Here is a 15,973-nt window from a genome sequence, read left to right as displayed (position 1 = left end):
GCGTATTCCCTGTACTGTATCTAAAGCTGAAATATGATGGACGATTAGCCTGATGCGGGTGAAGTAGCCTGGTGGGGCAAGACAACGCCTTTTCCTCACGAGCGTACCCCAATGGCCGGACGCGGCAGTGCCGCATCCGGCCAGGAAGTTTCAGATAGACCCTTAGTGTACTGCTTCCTCAGCAACCTCCTCTGTCGGGTTGCTTGCTTCCTCTGGTGAATTACGCGCCGTGCGTTGCAATGCTGCACCACCGGCCAGCGCTGCTGCACCCAACCCAGCCAGCCAGGCCAGCGGCGTTAAGGCACCACCGGTAGCAGGCAGTGTTGCCGGTGTTGGCACACTTGGCTGAGCCGGCGTTGTCGCTGGCGCAGCGCCAATCGCGATCCGGCCATCAACCACCGGATTGACCGGCGAGTTCGCAGCAATATATTCCTCTACCACATCAGATAGAATGAAGCCAGTATCGACCTGGTTACGTCCACGAGTGAAGACACTGTAGCCATCACCACCGGTCAGCATAAAGTTATTCGTTACCACCACATAATCGGCGTTGGGATCAATAGCTGCCCCGCCTACCGTGACACTGGTCACTCGACTACTTGCTGGTAGCGACGGATCGTAAGTGAAACGCAAACCGGCCACCTGCGGGAACCGCCCAGCCCCACTCTCAACCTGGCTCACGCCGTTGTTCAGTGCTTCAACAACCTGTGCGCCTGTGAGTGTAACCAGTGCCAGTGTATTGCCGAAGGGCAATACTTCCAATATCTGGCCAACGGTAACCGGGCCAGCCGGAATCGAAGCTCGAATCCCACCACCGTTAGTAATCGCTATCGTCGCGCCTGAATTGCGAGCTTTCGCCAGCATAGCCTCGGCGACCAGATTACCCAGATTGGTCTCACGCGATCGGATATTGGTGCGACTACCATCGAGGTCAACCGCAGTCGACCCAACGACCCGGGCACGAAGCTGATCGATTGGACCACGGAACACAGCAATCCGGTTCTCGAACCCCTGATCGGCTGGTAATGATGGTAGAACCTCGGTTGGATTACCCTGAAGGTCAATCACTGTACCGGCAGCATTGAAGGCAACCGTAATATCACCCAGCCAGCGGCCCCATTCCCAGTCCGTGACGACTACGACTGGTTTTCCATCTGGGCCTGCAATCAACTCAGGATACGGCGGGAAGTCTACCTTATTCATCGGCCGCATAGGCGTATGTGAGTGACCACCGATAATCATGCTCATACCACCGACTTCGCGAGCGATCTGGCGATCAACGTTGATGCCTACGTGGGTCAAGGCAATAATTGTGAATGCACCCTCTGCCTTTAAAGCCGCCACTTGCTGACGTGCAGCTTCAATGGCAGAGGTAAAGGTTATGCCCGAACCGGCATTTGAAAGTACCCCAGTATCTTCAGGCGTCAGACTAAAGATACCGATCTTCTTGCCGTCTTTCTCGATAATTGTGCGTGGCTTAATAAGCCCGGCAAGCGGATTTCCAGCCGCAACCGTGATATTAGCACTCAACACGGGAAATTTGGCCCGAGTAATAAAATCTGCTAATGCCTGTGGCCCCTTGTCAAATTCATGATTCCCGATCGCCATGGCCTCGTAACCCATCGCGTTGTAGAACTCGAGGTCGGCCATCCCGTTATACTGATTGAAGTAGAGCGTCCCCTGAAACACATCGCCAGCATCGACCAGTAAGGTTGGCAGCGCTGTCTCACGACGAATCTTGTCGATCAACGCCTTGCGACGCGAGACTCCGCCATGAACCGGATTGTTGCCACTGAAGACCGGTTCAATCCGGGCATGATGATCATTGGTGTGCAAAATCCGCATGCGTAAGACGGGATTCTCTTGCGCTAACGCCAACCGAAAGCTGCCATCGCTGTACATCGACAGCAATGCACCCGCTCCTAGCGCAATCGTCCCTTTGAGAAACCGCCGACGTGAGATCTTCTCCATAATGGTTTCATCTCCATTTCAATGCGTGAACGACCACAACGATCTCCTGTGACCCAACCGATAGTCAGGTCGGTCAAGCAGGACGTGCAAACCTCAAGGTGCAAGCCGATGGTGAACGAAAATGGGCATACGCATAGTACCGTAAGTTGGCGATTCTTGCAAGTAATAAGAAGCTATTTTTTCTTTCTAAGAATACTTAATGTTCACTTAACACTACTTAACAAATAATTCCTGTAAACTGGTGCTGCCCTCGGTTGCATGATGCAACTGCTTTGCTTTGCATCTTTACACCAAGAGCCTATCTAGAAAATCTTGTGTTGGGAAGCTGAAGTTCACTCAATATCGCTGCGTTTCCAGATCGTGAGTCATCCGAAAAAAAGTGTCATATTCCACTATCCTAGACCACATTTGCGCACCAGTTGTAGGAATAAGGCGATGAATCCGCCACAAAGCAGCACCGTCCTCTACCCTATCCTGGTCAATGTCGGAATGAACATCATCGGCGTATCGACAATGCTCTGGTTGCCACCCCACTGTTGAGAAAAAAGCAGCGCACTTCTTCACATGGTGCGGATGGTTTCAGCTCTTCCACTCACTCTTCTCTCCCCTCTACCTGGCACACGACCGTAGTCGCTAACCGGCAAAGAAAGTTCATACACATATCTAACACAGTCAGCCTTGACGATCCAGATAACGCTCTCTACAATCAAAAATAACCTCTTTCGCGAGGCATCGGTATCCTGCGCTTCTGCTTCTACACGACGCGGGGCATATCTATGAAGGATTATTACCAGGTATTGGGGGTAAATCGCAACGCCAGCGATGAAGAGATAAAGCAGGCCTACCGACGACTGGCCCGCAAGTATCACCCTGACGTCAATCCAGGCGATCCCAAGGCCGAAGCGCGCTTCAAGGAGATCAACGAAGCCTATCAGGTGTTATCCGACAAAGAGCAGCGCGCCAAATATGACCGCTTTGGCAGCGACTTTCGACGGTACGAGCAAACCGGCTTCGGCGGCTTCAATTATGGGAGTCAAGATTTTGCCGATCTGTTTGAAACGTTATTCGGTCAACGGCGAACAGCCGGTAGCGGCTTTTCGGTCAAGCTCGACGGCCAGGATGTTGAACAATCGGTTGAGCTAACCCTGGAAGAAGCGTATACCGGTACGCAACGCACATTGCAATTTTCTAACCCTAACGGCACACCGCGAACGATTACGGTCAAAATCCCAGCCGGGATCGATACCGGCAAGCGCGTGCGTGTTCCTGGCGAAGGCGCCCCTGGCCTAAACGGTGGTCGCCGTGGTGATCTGTATCTGGTGGTAACAGTAAAACCCCACGACCGCTTTGAACGCAAAGGAAACGATCTATACACGACGGTGCCGGTAAGTATGTACACTTTGCTCCTCGGCGGTCAAACAACGATTGCGTTGCTATCGGGTAAAACTCTGAGGTTGACCATTCCACCCCAAACGCAGAATGGGCAAGTGTTCCGCATTTCAGGGCAGGGCATGCCGTCAATGCACAGTTCTCACTTCGGTGATCTGTACGTGACCGTGAGTGCTGTTTTACCAACGAACCTCTCACCACAAGCCCGTAAGCTTGTCGAGGAATTACAACGTCTTACCGGAATGTAGGTACCTCACCACACTACAGCCTGCAACAAGTAGATCAGTTCGATCTCTATTCATGCCTTAACGTATTGCGAAACAGTTGGTACTTTCGTACAAAATTACTTGACACACTTGCCCAAGATGCTGTAGAATGCTGGATAATAATTCCACTACAACAGTGATGTTTGACGCGATCCATCGAAATGGTGATCACACCCAACGGCGTTGTGTGACACATTTCTAAGAGTATCCGAATCACATCATTAAGTAAATTAAGCACGGCTCTGTAGCCACTATTCCGTCACCGTTACCCGGTGAATGGTATCATCTTACTCTAATGTAAAGAACGAGAGTGCGCTCACCCTTCTCCTCGCAGTTGAGGAACGGTGAGCGCCTTTTTGTGTATTTCTGTATTTTGGGATTCGCTGTATTAGTAGTAACCAAGGAACGAGCAATGTACCTTCCTGCGCGAGACCCTGCCCAACTGTACGACCCGCGCTTCGAGCACGATGCATGCGGTGTCGGTTTTGTCGCCCGCGTCAATGGTCGGGACAGCCACGATATTCTTGAGCTGGCGCTCACAGCTTTGAGTCGGCTTGAACATCGCGGAGCCGTAGCCGACGATGCCCGCACTGGTGATGGTGCTGGAGTCCTGACGCAGCTTCCATACCGTTTGCTGCGTCGAGAGTTAGCCGCAGTTGGGGTATCTGTACCCGATACCGATCTCGCGCTGGGGATGCTTTTTCTCCCCACCGATCCCGACCAGTGTACCAACGCCTGTTCGCTTGTCGAACAGGCATTAGCAGCGCATCACTTACCACTACTCCGCTGGCGTGAAGTACCAATTGATCCCGACGTATTGGGTGAACGCGCCCGCCGAGCCATGCCAACAATCCGCCAGATTATTGTTGGTCGGCCACAAGGACTCGATGACCAGGCCTTTGAACGCACCATCTTTCTGGCCCGGAAGATGATGGAACGGCTTTTCCGCCAGGCCAGCTTACCGGCATACATCCCGTCATTCTCATCACGTACCGTTGTATACAAAGGTCTGCTTCTCGGATCGCACTTGGCCGACTTTTATATCGATCTGCGCGATCCTGATTTTACGACCGCCATTGCCGTCTATCATCAGCGCTACAGCACCAACACCTTTCCAACCTGGGATCGGGCACAACCGTTCCGTATGCTGGCCCATAACGGTGAGATTAATACATTGCAGGGCAACGTCAATTGGATGCGTGCCCGCGAACAAGCCATTACCCTCCCAGACGATTTCTTACCCAGCGGTGCGCCATCGATGAGTGAACTGCTGCCGGTTATCGACGAGAATGGTTCCGACTCGGCTATGCTAGATAACACGCTCGAATTACTGGTGATGGCCGGGCGAGATATTCGGCATGCAACGGCTATGCTGGTACCCGAAGCCTGGGAAAAGGTACCTGACATCGATCCCGATCTGCGGGCATTTTATCAGTATCACTCTTGTCTGATCGAACCGTGGGACGGCCCAGCTGCCCTGGCATTTTCCGACGGGACTATTGTCGGCACCGCCCTTGACCGTAACGGTTTGCGACCGGCCCGCTACATCGTCACCGATGATGGATTGGTTGTCTCAGGTTCAGAGGTCGGTGCTGTACCTATCGCCGAAACCCGCATTGTCTGTAAAGGGAAACTCGGCCCTGGGCAGATGTTGGCAGTTGAGACCAGCTCAGGAAAGATTTACACCGATAGTGAAGTCAAGGCACTACTGGCGCAACGTCGCCCTTACACCGAATGGCTTAAAGATCATTTGTGTTATTTACCTTCAAATCTCCCCACACCGGCGGCTGAACACGAAGAGGATTTGCAACCACTACAGATGGCGTTTGGTTACACCTCTGAAGAGCTGAATGTGATCCTTAAGCCAATGGGAATGACCGGTCACGAACCGGTTGGCTCGATGGGTGATGATACACCGATACCACCACTCTCGCAGTTGGAATTGGGACGACCGCTCTTCCACTTTTTCAAGCAGCGTTTTGCTGAAGTAACTAATCCTCCCATCGATCCACTGCGTGAAGAGTTGGTCATGTCGTTGAGTGTAGGCATTGGTCGTCGCCGCTCAATTCTGCTCGAAACACCAGAACACGCTCATCTGTTACAACTGACCTCTCCCATCCTGACAGATGCGCAGTTGGCGGCAATTCGCACGCACAGCGATCCACTGCTGCGTTCGGTAACGATCAGTCTTCTCTTCTCTGCGCAGCACATCAATGCAGAAAGTCTGTTGCAGGCTCTCGATCGAGTGTGCGCCGACGCAGCGACGGCCGTTCAAGAGGGGGCAGCCATTATCATTCTGAGCGATCGCGGGCTTGACGCTGATCACGCAGCGCTACCAATTCTATTGGCCACCGGTGCCGTTCACCATCATCTCATCCGTACCGGTCTACGCTCGCGGGTCAGTCTACTGGTCGAAACCGGTGAAGCCCGCGAAGTACATCATATGGCGACCCTGATCGGCTATGGCGCCGAGGCGATCAATCCCTACCTGGCACTGCTCAGTGTGCGCCGGATTGCTCTTGAACGGGATGCAGTGCGGCAGCGGGCCGAGCATGGTGTCGGCCATTATACCGATGATCTACGCACCTCTGCACTCGCCGAAGAGGCCGAGCACCACTACATTCACGCTCTAGAAAAGGGCCTGCTCAAGATTATGTCGAAAATGGGCATTTCAACCCTCGACAGTTATTGTGGTGCTCAAATCTTCGAGGCGTTAGGGTTAGCTCACGATGTCGTCGAACGATGCTTCACCGGTACTCCATCACGAGTGGGAGGTGTCTCGTTTAGCCGTATTGCTCGTGATCTGGCCGTCCGCCATGCCCGTGCATTCCAGACCGGTCGGGTCAGTCTGCCACATCCCGGCTTCTACAAATTCAAGAAGGATGGCGAATACCACGCCTTTAGCCCAGCCGTGGTTCACGCGCTTCACAAGGCGGTACGCAACCCCCATGCGCTCAATGGTGATAGCACTGGCCCATCGCTGAGTAATGAAGGCTACGCCACATACCGGGCTTATGCCGATCTGGTTAACAACCGGCCCCCAACCGAGCCGCGTGACCTGCTAGAGTTTATACCGGCTGGCCCACCAGTACCGATTGATGAAGTGGAACCCATTGAGTCAATTGTAAAGCGATTTTCGACGGCGGCGATGAGCCATGGCTCGACTAGCTCTGAAGCCCACGAGACATTGTCAATCGCGATGAACCGCCTGGGTGCAATGGCAAATAGCGGTGAAGGTGGTGAAGCACCAGAACGCTACCACGATGAACGTAATTCGCGGATCAAGCAGGTGGCATCGGGTCGTTTTGGGGTAACGCCGGCGTATCTGGCCAGTGCCAGTGAGTTGCAGATCAAGATGGCGCAGGGCGCCAAACCAGGTGAAGGTGGTCAGTTGCCCGGCCATAAGGTCAATGAAGAGATTGCCCGGATTCGCCATACGGTGCCCGGCGTGGCGCTGATTAGCCCACCACCCCATCACGACATTTACAGTATCGAAGACCTGGCACAACTGATCTATGACCTCAAGCAGGTCAATCCCAACGCTCGCGTTTCAGTCAAGCTGGTAGCGACATCCGGCGTCGGCACCATTGCTGCCGGTGTAGCCAAAGGATATGCCGACACTATTCTGATCAGTGGTCATGCCGGAGGCACCGGCGCATCACCGTTGAGCAGCATTAAGAATGCCGGTATCCCATGGGAATTAGGTCTGGCTGAAACCCAACAGACACTCATCATGAATGGTCTCCGCGAGCGAGTCCGGCTCCGGGCTGATGGTGGGTTGAAGACAGGCCGTGATGTAGTTGTAGCAGCTCTCCTTGGCGCCGATGAGTTCTCTTTCGGTACCGCAGCACTGGTCGCCGAGGGATGTATTATGGCCCGTGCCTGTCACAATAATACTTGTCCGGTTGGTATTGCCACCCAGCGCAGTGATCTGCGGGCAAAATTCCCCGGCAAACCAGAGATGGTGATGGCCTTCTTCCGATACCTGGCTCAGGAAGTTCGCGAGATTCTGGCCGGCCTTGGGCTGCGATCACTTGACGAGGCTGTTGGTCGGACAGACCTGCTCCGTCAGCGCAAGACTAACATTGAAGCGGCTGATGCACTCGATATGACACCTGTTCTCGGTGCAGCAGCGTTGATTGGCAAAGGTCCTATTCGCCACGGCGGAAAACCCAACGCACTTCCACCTGAGCAGAGTTTGAACGATCAGATTATGATCGACGCTGCCGACGCATTAGCGGCTAGTGGCCCGGTACGGCTCCGCTACACGATTAACAATTGTGACCGTTCGGTCGGCGCACGATTGGCCGGTGCAATCGGGCAGCTCTACGGCGATAAAGGACTACCACCCGATACCATCACCATCACCTTCTACGGCCATGCTGGGCAGAGCTTTGGGGCATTCAACGCTCCTGGCGTCTCGCTCCACCTCATCGGCGATGCCAACGACTATGTCGGAAAGGGGATGGCAGGCGGACTGATCACTATCGCACCATCGCCCGAGGCCCAATACGTCTGGCACGAGAACGTGATCGCTGGGAATACTCTGCTCTACGGCGCTACCGGTGGTGAATTCTATGCCGCTGGTCGGGTAGGAGAGCGCTTTGCCGTGCGAAATTCCGGCGCAACGGCCGTCGTCGAAGGCGTTGGCGACCACAGCTGCGAGTATATGACCGGCGGGGTCGTTGTTGTGCTCGGCCCAACCGGACGCAACTTCGGCGCTGGTATGACTGGCGGTGTAGCCTATGTGCTCGATGAAGCAGGTACGTTTGCCCAGCGCTACAATCCACAACTGGTCGAGCTTCGACCGCTCAGCGACCGGGATGAAAAACGGGTACGTGAGTTGATCCGCCGCCATGTTGCACTGACAAAAAGCCCACGCGGTAGTGAAATTCTGGCCCGCTGGGATCACTACCGTACCTGTTTCCTGAAGGTCAAACCACGCGACGCGGTAGCTCAAATCGAGGCTGCTGCCGAAGGTACCGAAGAGCCTGCGGCTGCTCGTGCGGCATAATCCACCATCACTAACGATAGACGGGACAGAAAAGCTGTCCCGTCTATCAGCTTTTTATCAGCTTACAAGACCGGCAGATTATGGTAAGATAGAGCGCTGCGTCATGATGCGCAGTCACAATTGTGTGGAAAGAACAGAAGAGGGAGAAGAGCCGCGTATGCTCTGGATAAGCCTGATTGCTCTCATGCTACTTATTGCAGCCTCGCCAGGTATTATGCTCTACATCGAACATCGCCGGTCAGTCGCCAATCATCGTGATCCGGCACGAGACTCTCACCCCTATCATCATGACATTACCTCACCGTAAATAGTTGCACTGGGAACCAGGTATGTCATTGTTGATGGTTAAACAGGCAGACAGACTTGCGCATGATTGAACATCCACCAGCATCAGAGCGTGCGTCACGAACGAGCCGACAACGTTTGCGCCGCAAGCAGCGTTGGACGGCCGTCGGTATGTTTTTGATCGATCAGATGCTCATCTTTGCCGGTTTCGGCATAGCATACCTGCTGCGCTATCAGGTAAGCTGGCCGGTGCCATTTGATCGGATTATCGCCGAAGTTGCTACTGAGAACCTGGTTCCCTTCAGTGCGTTTCTACCGATTGTCTTCATTCTTCAGGCCATCCTGAGTTTACGCTTTATCGGCAGCGGATTTTATCGTCCCAGCCGTCGCATGACCCTGCTCGACGAGACCACTGCCATCGCCGGGAGTGTGATTACAATGATCGCACTGCTGATGGTGGTGGTCTTTCTGTACCGGCCTTTCTTCTACTCTCGCTTAATCTTTGCGTTTGCTGCCATCACCATCATCGGCTTGTTGTTGAGCTGGCGTCTGTTGCTCATTGGCATCCGTCACTGGTTTTGGTCTCGTGGTCTTGGCCGTGAACGAGTACTGGTGGTAGGGGGCACTGGTCTCGGTCAGTTGGTCATGCAATCACTGACTGCTTCACCGGGTATCGGTTATACGCTTGTTGGCTATCTAAGCGATCAGCCAATTATTGCCGGTAATCGAGCACGTGTCTTTCAATACCTCGGTGATCTCGACGATTTTGAAACCGTCGTCCTCCAACAGGACATTCAACATGTCATCATTGCCCTACCATTTTGGGAATACGAACGATTACCCGAATTGGCCGCCCGCTGCCAGCAACTCGACGTTGAATATCAGATAGCCCCCGACATATACCAGCTCAGCTTCGACCGCGTTGACATTATGCACTTGAGCGGTATCCCCCTGCTCCAACCAAAAGCGGTTCAACTTCAAGGCCTGAACCTGGCCCTAAAACGAATCTTCGATCTGTTAGCTGTGTTGATCAGTTTACCGATCACGATTCCGCTAGCAATTATTATTGCGTTTCTGATCTGGTTTGACTCTGGGCATCCAATTATCTTTCGCCAGCAACGGGTTGGCAAACACGGTAAACTATTTACCTGCTACAAGTTTCGCACGATGGTGCCGGATGCTGAACAGCGGCGCAAGGAATTGCTTCACTACAATGAAGCTGATGGCCCCTTGTTCAAGATACGCGCCGATCCACGGGTAACGCGGATCGGGCGCTGGCTACGGCGCACCAGCCTTGATGAACTACCGCAACTGTATAATGTTCTTCGTGGTGATATGAGTCTGATCGGCCCACGACCTGCGTTACCGGAAGAGGTGGCTCGCTACGAACCATGGCATCATCGCCGACTGGCAGTGCTTCCGGGGCTGGCCTGCCTTCCCCAGGCGCTGGGACGTAGTGAAATCTCCTTTGACGAGCAGGTGCGGCTTGATATTTACTATGCTGAGAACTGGTCATTAAGTCTCGATTTCCGCATTTTGATGATGGTCATTCCGGCGATTCTGTCCGGTCGTGGTGCCTGGTAATGCAGTTGTTTTCGATAGCGTATCGAGCAGATCAACGATGGATATGGCTGATCGGCGCGGGGTTAGCAGGTCTGCTCCTCGCCTTCACCCCGCCGCTGGTGGCAGCGAGCTGGCTGCTGAGTATTACCGCTCTGGGATTAGCAATCTGTGATCCGGTCTGGCCTGTTGCACTGGCCGTCCTCTCTGTTCCCTTTCAGCAATTAGTCACGCTCCCTGGCGGGCTGAGTGTCACGCAGGCCTGTTTGATCGTGGTGCTGCTGAGTCTGTTCAGGCAGCTCAGCCAACCCTGGCCTGCCCTGAAACCTCCTGGTATTGCGCTGGTGATCTTTATCTGGATGCTGGCGCTCTCGGCGGCTACAACACCACTGAGTCGGAGCGAAGCCTTAAAAGAGACGCTGCGTTGGACAACGGTACTGCTGATCTATACGGCAACTGTTTGGGTGCTTCAAGACCCATCGCGCATATCCTGGCGTCGGAAGGTATTGATCACCTGTTTACTGGTCGCGCCTGGCATCACGGCACTGATTGGTATTGGACAGTTTCTCACCGGAATCGGGCCTGAAAGCTTTGCCATCGCTGGGGGCAGAGTACGGGCATACGGTACTATCGGGCAACCCAATTCGTTTGCCGGCTACATGAATCAGGCATGGCCACTGGCGGTCGGGCTGATCGTGGCTCTGATTGAAACCCGCCCCCGCCCTTCGCAATTTTGGCCTATCCTTTGTGCACTCGGTATTGCCGCCGGCAGCCTGCTTGGCGGACTACTCACGAGTTTTTCACGCGGTGGATGGCTCGGTGCCCTGATCGGTGGGCTGATAACGGCTATCGTCTTTGCCGGACGCTACGGCCGCACGATGGTTATCCGCACCGGAATAACCGTATTGCTGATAAGCATAAGTAGCATTCTGTTGCTGCAAAGTGGGATTCTGCCACCAGCATTGAGCAATCGCATTACGTCAATCACCGATAATTTGCGCCTATTCGATCCCCGTCATGTTGAAATTACACCCTCAAACTTCGCCATTGTCGAACGGATGGCTCACCTGCATGCGGCATGGCGGATGCTCCAGGAACGACCACTCTTGGGGATTGGGCCTGGCAATTTTAGTATCGCCTACGAGCGCCCGACCTACAGTGGATCAACCCCGACCTGGATCAAGCCATGGTATCATTCTCGAGGTCATGCCCACAACTACTACCTGCACATCGCCGCCGAGAGTGGTTTTATCGGTCTCAGCGCATATTGGGGCTTTATCGGCAGCATCTGGTATTGTATCATCCGAGCAGCACAACAAACGCATCATGCATTGATCCGCGGAATCATCCTTGGTGGAACAGGTGTAGTGGGTGCACTGAACGGTCACAATCTCTTTGAGAATTTGCACGTCTTAAATATGGGTATTCAATTCGGTGTTGTGATCGCTTTGCTGGCAACACTTGATACGGGCAACACCATACTACCAAAACCCAAAGAGGAGTTATGACGTATCTCATCACCGGTGCGGCCGGTTTTATCGGAAGCCATCTGGTTGATCGCTTACTGGCACGTGGTGAGCAGGTAATCGGTCTGGATAATTTCACCGATTACTACAGCCCTCACCGTAAGCGTCGCAACCTCATGGGGGCGATGCAACAACCTGGATTTACCCTCATCGAAGGTGACATCCGCGACGCCGATACGGTAGCAATGATCTTTGCCCGTTATCGACCACGGTTTGTCGTTCACCTGGCAGCAATGCCCGGCCCCCGCCCCTCAATCGCCAATCCACAGCTCTACGAAGCCGTGAATATCGGTGGGAGCCTGGTCATTCTTGATCAGGCCTGGCGCGCTGGAGTTGAAAATCTGATCCTGGCGTCAACGTCATCGGTGTACGGTAAGACCAATCGCGTCCCGTTTCGCGAAGATGACACGACCGACCGACCTCTGTCACCGTATGCTGCAACGAAAAAAGCAGCCGAAGTGCTGGCCTATACCTTTCATAGCCTGTACGGGGTGCCAACCAGCGTCGTGCGCTTTTTTACCGTCTATGGACCCCGAGGCCGCCCTGATATGACCCCGTACCTGTTTGTCGAACGCATGGTGCGCGGTCAGCCCATTACGCTGTTCAATGGTGGCGAAAAGCTCTTCCGTGACTACACTTACATCGATGACATTATCAGTGGTGTTATTCATGCACTTGACCGACCGCATGCCTACGAAATATTCAATCTTGGCCACTCACAACCGGTCGAAATGTGTCATTTTGTCACGCTGCTTGAACAGATTACCGGCTATCCGGCCCGGATCGAGATCAAGCCATTACCGGCCACCGAACCACCGATCACCTATGCCGATACAACGAAAGCTCACCAACTTCTCGGCTTTTCGCCAACCGTCGCTATTGAAGAGGGGCTAAGCCGGTTTTGGGAGTGGTATTGCATGGAATGCGCACAGGACGCCTGATCGGGTTGCACATGTGTGGTACCATCGAGTACGATTATGTCAGAAGTGAACGAAACGCCTGACAGGTTCGGGAAGGCTAACCTGACTATGAGCGATCAACCAACACCGGTCTCCGGAACACCTGAAGATAGTAGAAAGCATGATGGTGATCGAGAAACGTTTTCGCTTGGTCAGCGTCTGCGCCAGCCACGAACATTAATCTCCTTCGGCATCGCTATTGCTATCATTATCTTTGCGGTGCGCAGCCTCGATATTGACCTAGCAGCGACCTGGCAGTATATGCGCTCGGCCAATCCGTGGCTGCTCGGTACTGGTTTGATCGTCTTTTACCTCACCTTCCCGCTACGTGCACTCCGTTGGCGCATGCTCTTGATCAATGCTGGCGTACTGGTAGAGCGTGGCCGCCATTCGTGGGCGTCATTGCCCGCGCTGATCGAATATATCTATCTTTCGTGGTTCGCGAACTGTATCGTGCCGGCAAAATTAGGTGATGCGTACCGCGGCTATTTATTGAAACATAATGGCAATGTTTCGTTTTCGGCGACGTTTGGGACGATTTTTGCCGAACGCTTGCTCGACATGATCGGTCTGTTCAGCTTACTCGTCCTTTCTGGCTTTCTCACGTTTGGCCCTCATATGCCTGAAGGCACGCAGATCGTCTTCGGATTCGGCGGTTTGCTTGTTGTCATTATTATCGGCGGGCTGATCGGTATGCGCTGGCTTGGCCCGCAAATCCGTTGGTTCATTCCGCGTCGTCTGCACCGCGTGTACGGTAACTTCGAGCACTCGGCTCTGACATCGTTTACCCCTGCCATCTTACCGCGGCTGTTTGTGCTCACCGCTGCAATCTGGACCCTCGAAGGATTTCGGCTCTGGTTTGTCATTCAGTCACTCGATCATACCGGCCTCAACTTAACCCTGGCTGCGATCATCTTTGTCGCCCTGGCCTCATCGCTGCTGACCGCACTGCCCATTACACCGGCTGGATTGGGGGTGGTAGAAGGAACGATTACGGTCGTGTTGACACTGTTTGGGATCGCGGCTAGTTTAGGCAGTGCTGTTACGCTGCTAGACCGACTGATCAACTTTTGGAGCATCGTGATTTTTGGCTTCATCCTCTACCTGTTTAGCCGACGAAAATAAGCCATGCGCATCGGTGTCGATTATACAGCGGGCATCTGGCAGGGCGCCGGAATAGGGCGGTATACTCGTGAATTGGTCCGTGCAGCCGCTCAGTCTGATCCCGAACTCTCATTTCAGCTCTTCTATGCGGCTACCGGTCTTGATCAGCAAGGACCATTTGTTCACTACGCGCAACAACTCGCAGCCACGTATCACAATATCAGATTACGACCGCTCCCGATCACTCCACGACTCCTGACCATTCTCTGGCAACGTGTACGTTTACCACTTCGGATTGAATGGCTGATCGGACCGCTCGATGTGGTGCATGCCCCCGATTTCGTATTACCACCGACCCGGGCACGTACCCTTCTTACCATCCACGATCTGACCTTTCTGGTCGAACCAGGCTGCGCCGAGCCAAAGCTCCGTCGCTACCTGAGTACCGCCGTCCCACGATCACTCCAACGGGCCGATCTGATCGTTGTTGACTCAAAAGCAACGGCTAGCGATCTTGGTCGTCTGTACGGCATTCCCAACCGGCGCATCCGCTTACTCTACCCGGCAGTTGATACGCGCTTTCGCCCCATACCAACAGCCGAGGCACAGGCGGTTCGTCAACGCCTGGGCTTACCCGAACATTTTTTGCTCTTCGTCGGCACGCTCGAACCACGCAAGAACCTGGTACGACTGTTACAAGCTTTTACGCTGCTGCAATCAGAACATCCCGACCTGCACCTGCTGATTGCCGGAAAGCGCGGCTGGCTCTACGACGACATTTTTGCCACCGTTGAACAATGCCATTTGCGTGACCGTGTTCACTTCCTCGACTTTGTTGCTGATGAAGATTTACCGGCATTGTATAATTTAGCTAGAGCCTTCGTATATCCATCGCTATACGAAGGATTTGGCTTCCCGGTTCTTGAAGCACTTGCCTGTGGAACACCGGTAGTGACAACGAAAGTTTCGAGCTTACCTGAAGTGACCGGATCGGCTGCCGTATTCGTCGATCCACTCGATCCAGAGGATATTGCTGCTGGCATCCGTACTGCGCTGAGCAACCCGATGCCACTACGCACCGCCGGCCCACAACAGGCAGCATTGTTCCGCTGGGAGCAAGCTGGCCAAACGCTTGTCGCTATTTATCGTGAGCTTGTAACAATAAAGCAGGCTCGCTGAGGGTTATGTATATGATGCAATCGAACGATCTGACCGCCGAAGCACTGAGTCGAGGCGCAATACCAGGGCGAGGATACGCTATCGCCCGCCGGATTTCACAGATATTACACCCAGTACCACTCGGCATCGTAAGTATTTTCATCGTTGGGGTACTTGGTAACGATAACTGTATCCATGGCCTGTGGTGGTCACTCCTCTGCGCCCTGCTCCACGTCGTGCCGCCAACCATCTTTTTCAATATTCGCTTGCAGCAGGGGGCTTATAGCGACGATGACATTTCAGTGCGCACTCAACGCAACGAACTGTACCTGTTTGGAATGGTCAATGTCTTGATTGGCACAGTCATTCTCTGGGCACTGCACGCCCCATTACCGCTGCTAGCCATGCTTGTATCAGTTGCGGTGATGAATTTCCTTTCGTTTCTGATCAACCTCTTCTGGAAAATTAGCATTCACTCGGCCAGTATCGGCTCGTGTGCTACGCTGGCAAGCATTTACCTGCCCGCGCTTGGTGGCGTGTGTTGGGCGGCAGCTATTGTGTTGGGATGGGCGCGATTACGCACCCGCAACCACACCCTGATGCAGGTCATTGCCGGTATCAGTCTGGCGGTAGTGTGTGTATTAGTTGTCTATCGACTCTTTGGACTGATTTAGCTTCATTGCCAGAGCACTTCTTGTCTATCAGCTACTGGTTCGTGGCACGGCTATCTGACATTATTTA

Annotated in this window: 10 protein-coding genes; 9 read left to right on the top strand and 1 reads right to left on the bottom strand. The window is 53.7% G+C overall.

All coding sequences use genetic code 11. The features are described from left to right. Positions 1-162: 162 nt before the first annotated feature. Positions 163-1,971, bottom strand: coding sequence for a 5'-nucleotidase C-terminal domain-containing protein (locus QTO31_RS06950; protein WP_301428525.1), 1,809 nt, complete (start codon positions 1,969-1,971; stop codon positions 163-165). 776 nt (positions 1,972-2,747) lie between these two features. Between QTO31_RS06950 and QTO31_RS06945 the strand changes: the two genes are divergently transcribed. The 9 genes from QTO31_RS06945 to QTO31_RS06905 all read left to right on the top strand — a co-directional run bounded on the left by QTO31_RS06945 (position 2,748) and on the right by QTO31_RS06905 (position 15,906). Continuing rightward, positions 2,748-3,608, top strand: a complete 861-nt coding sequence (locus tag QTO31_RS06945) for a DnaJ C-terminal domain-containing protein (protein ID WP_031458691.1) — start codon at positions 2,748-2,750, stop codon at positions 3,606-3,608. A gap of 430 nt (positions 3,609-4,038) precedes the next feature. After that, positions 4,039-8,640 (top strand): glutamate synthase large subunit, encoded by a 4,602-nt coding sequence (gene gltB, locus QTO31_RS06940; RefSeq protein ID WP_301428524.1) that lies wholly within the window; start codon positions 4,039-4,041, stop codon positions 8,638-8,640. Between the two features lie 157 nt (positions 8,641-8,797). Continuing rightward, positions 8,798-8,947: a hypothetical protein gene (locus QTO31_RS06935; RefSeq protein ID WP_173424543.1), complete on the top strand. Its 150-nt coding sequence runs from the start codon at positions 8,798-8,800 to the stop codon at positions 8,945-8,947. Positions 8,948-9,009: 62 nt separating this feature from the next. Continuing rightward, entirely contained in the window at positions 9,010-10,509 is a 1,500-nt protein-coding gene (locus QTO31_RS06930) for a sugar transferase (protein ID WP_301429447.1), read from the top strand. Next, positions 10,509-11,993, top strand: coding sequence for an O-antigen ligase family protein (locus QTO31_RS06925; RefSeq protein ID WP_301428523.1), 1,485 nt, complete (start codon positions 10,509-10,511; stop codon positions 11,991-11,993). Before QTO31_RS06930 ends, QTO31_RS06925 begins: the two co-directional genes overlap by 1 nt. Beyond that, a complete protein-coding gene (locus QTO31_RS06920; protein ID WP_301428522.1) occupies positions 11,990-12,952 on the top strand; it encodes an NAD-dependent epimerase/dehydratase family protein in 963 nt (320 codons plus the stop codon). Before QTO31_RS06925 ends, QTO31_RS06920 begins: the two co-directional genes overlap by 4 nt. Positions 12,953-12,988: 36 nt before the next feature. Further along, a complete protein-coding gene (locus QTO31_RS06915) occupies positions 12,989-14,095 on the top strand; it encodes a YbhN family protein (protein ID WP_301428521.1) in 1,107 nt (368 codons plus the stop codon). Between the two features lie 3 nt (positions 14,096-14,098). Then, positions 14,099-15,253, top strand: a complete 1,155-nt coding sequence (locus QTO31_RS06910; RefSeq protein ID WP_301428520.1) for a glycosyltransferase family 4 protein — start codon at positions 14,099-14,101, stop codon at positions 15,251-15,253. An 11-nt stretch (positions 15,254-15,264) separates the two neighbouring features. Then, complete coding sequence (locus QTO31_RS06905) at positions 15,265-15,906, top strand: phosphatase PAP2 family protein (protein ID WP_301428519.1); 642 nt, start codon at positions 15,265-15,267, stop codon at positions 15,904-15,906. The last annotated feature ends 67 nt before the right edge of the window (positions 15,907-15,973 follow it).

The organism is Chloroflexus sp. MS-CIW-1, from assembly GCF_030444705.1.
Lineage (GTDB): Bacteria > Chloroflexota > Chloroflexia > Chloroflexales > Chloroflexaceae > Chloroflexus.
This window is presented reverse-complemented; position numbering and strand designations above follow the sequence as displayed.

Coding starts and splice junctions, on each gene's coding strand:
- QTO31_RS06950 (WP_301428525.1), bottom strand. CDS start 1,971: ATGGAGAAGATCTCACGTCGGCGGTTTCTCAAAGGGACGATTGCGCTA.
- QTO31_RS06945 (WP_031458691.1), top strand. CDS start 2,748: ATGAAGGATTATTACCAGGTATTGGGGGTAAATCGCAACGCCAGCGAT.
- gltB (WP_301428524.1), top strand. CDS start 4,039: ATGTACCTTCCTGCGCGAGACCCTGCCCAACTGTACGACCCGCGCTTC.
- QTO31_RS06935 (WP_173424543.1), top strand. CDS start 8,798: ATGCTCTGGATAAGCCTGATTGCTCTCATGCTACTTATTGCAGCCTCG.
- QTO31_RS06930 (WP_301429447.1), top strand. CDS start 9,010: ATGATTGAACATCCACCAGCATCAGAGCGTGCGTCACGAACGAGCCGA.
- QTO31_RS06925 (WP_301428523.1), top strand. CDS start 10,509: ATGCAGTTGTTTTCGATAGCGTATCGAGCAGATCAACGATGGATATGG.
- QTO31_RS06920 (WP_301428522.1), top strand. CDS start 11,990: ATGACGTATCTCATCACCGGTGCGGCCGGTTTTATCGGAAGCCATCTG.
- QTO31_RS06915 (WP_301428521.1), top strand. CDS start 12,989: ATGTCAGAAGTGAACGAAACGCCTGACAGGTTCGGGAAGGCTAACCTG.
- QTO31_RS06910 (WP_301428520.1), top strand. CDS start 14,099: ATGCGCATCGGTGTCGATTATACAGCGGGCATCTGGCAGGGCGCCGGA.
- QTO31_RS06905 (WP_301428519.1), top strand. CDS start 15,265: ATGATGCAATCGAACGATCTGACCGCCGAAGCACTGAGTCGAGGCGCA.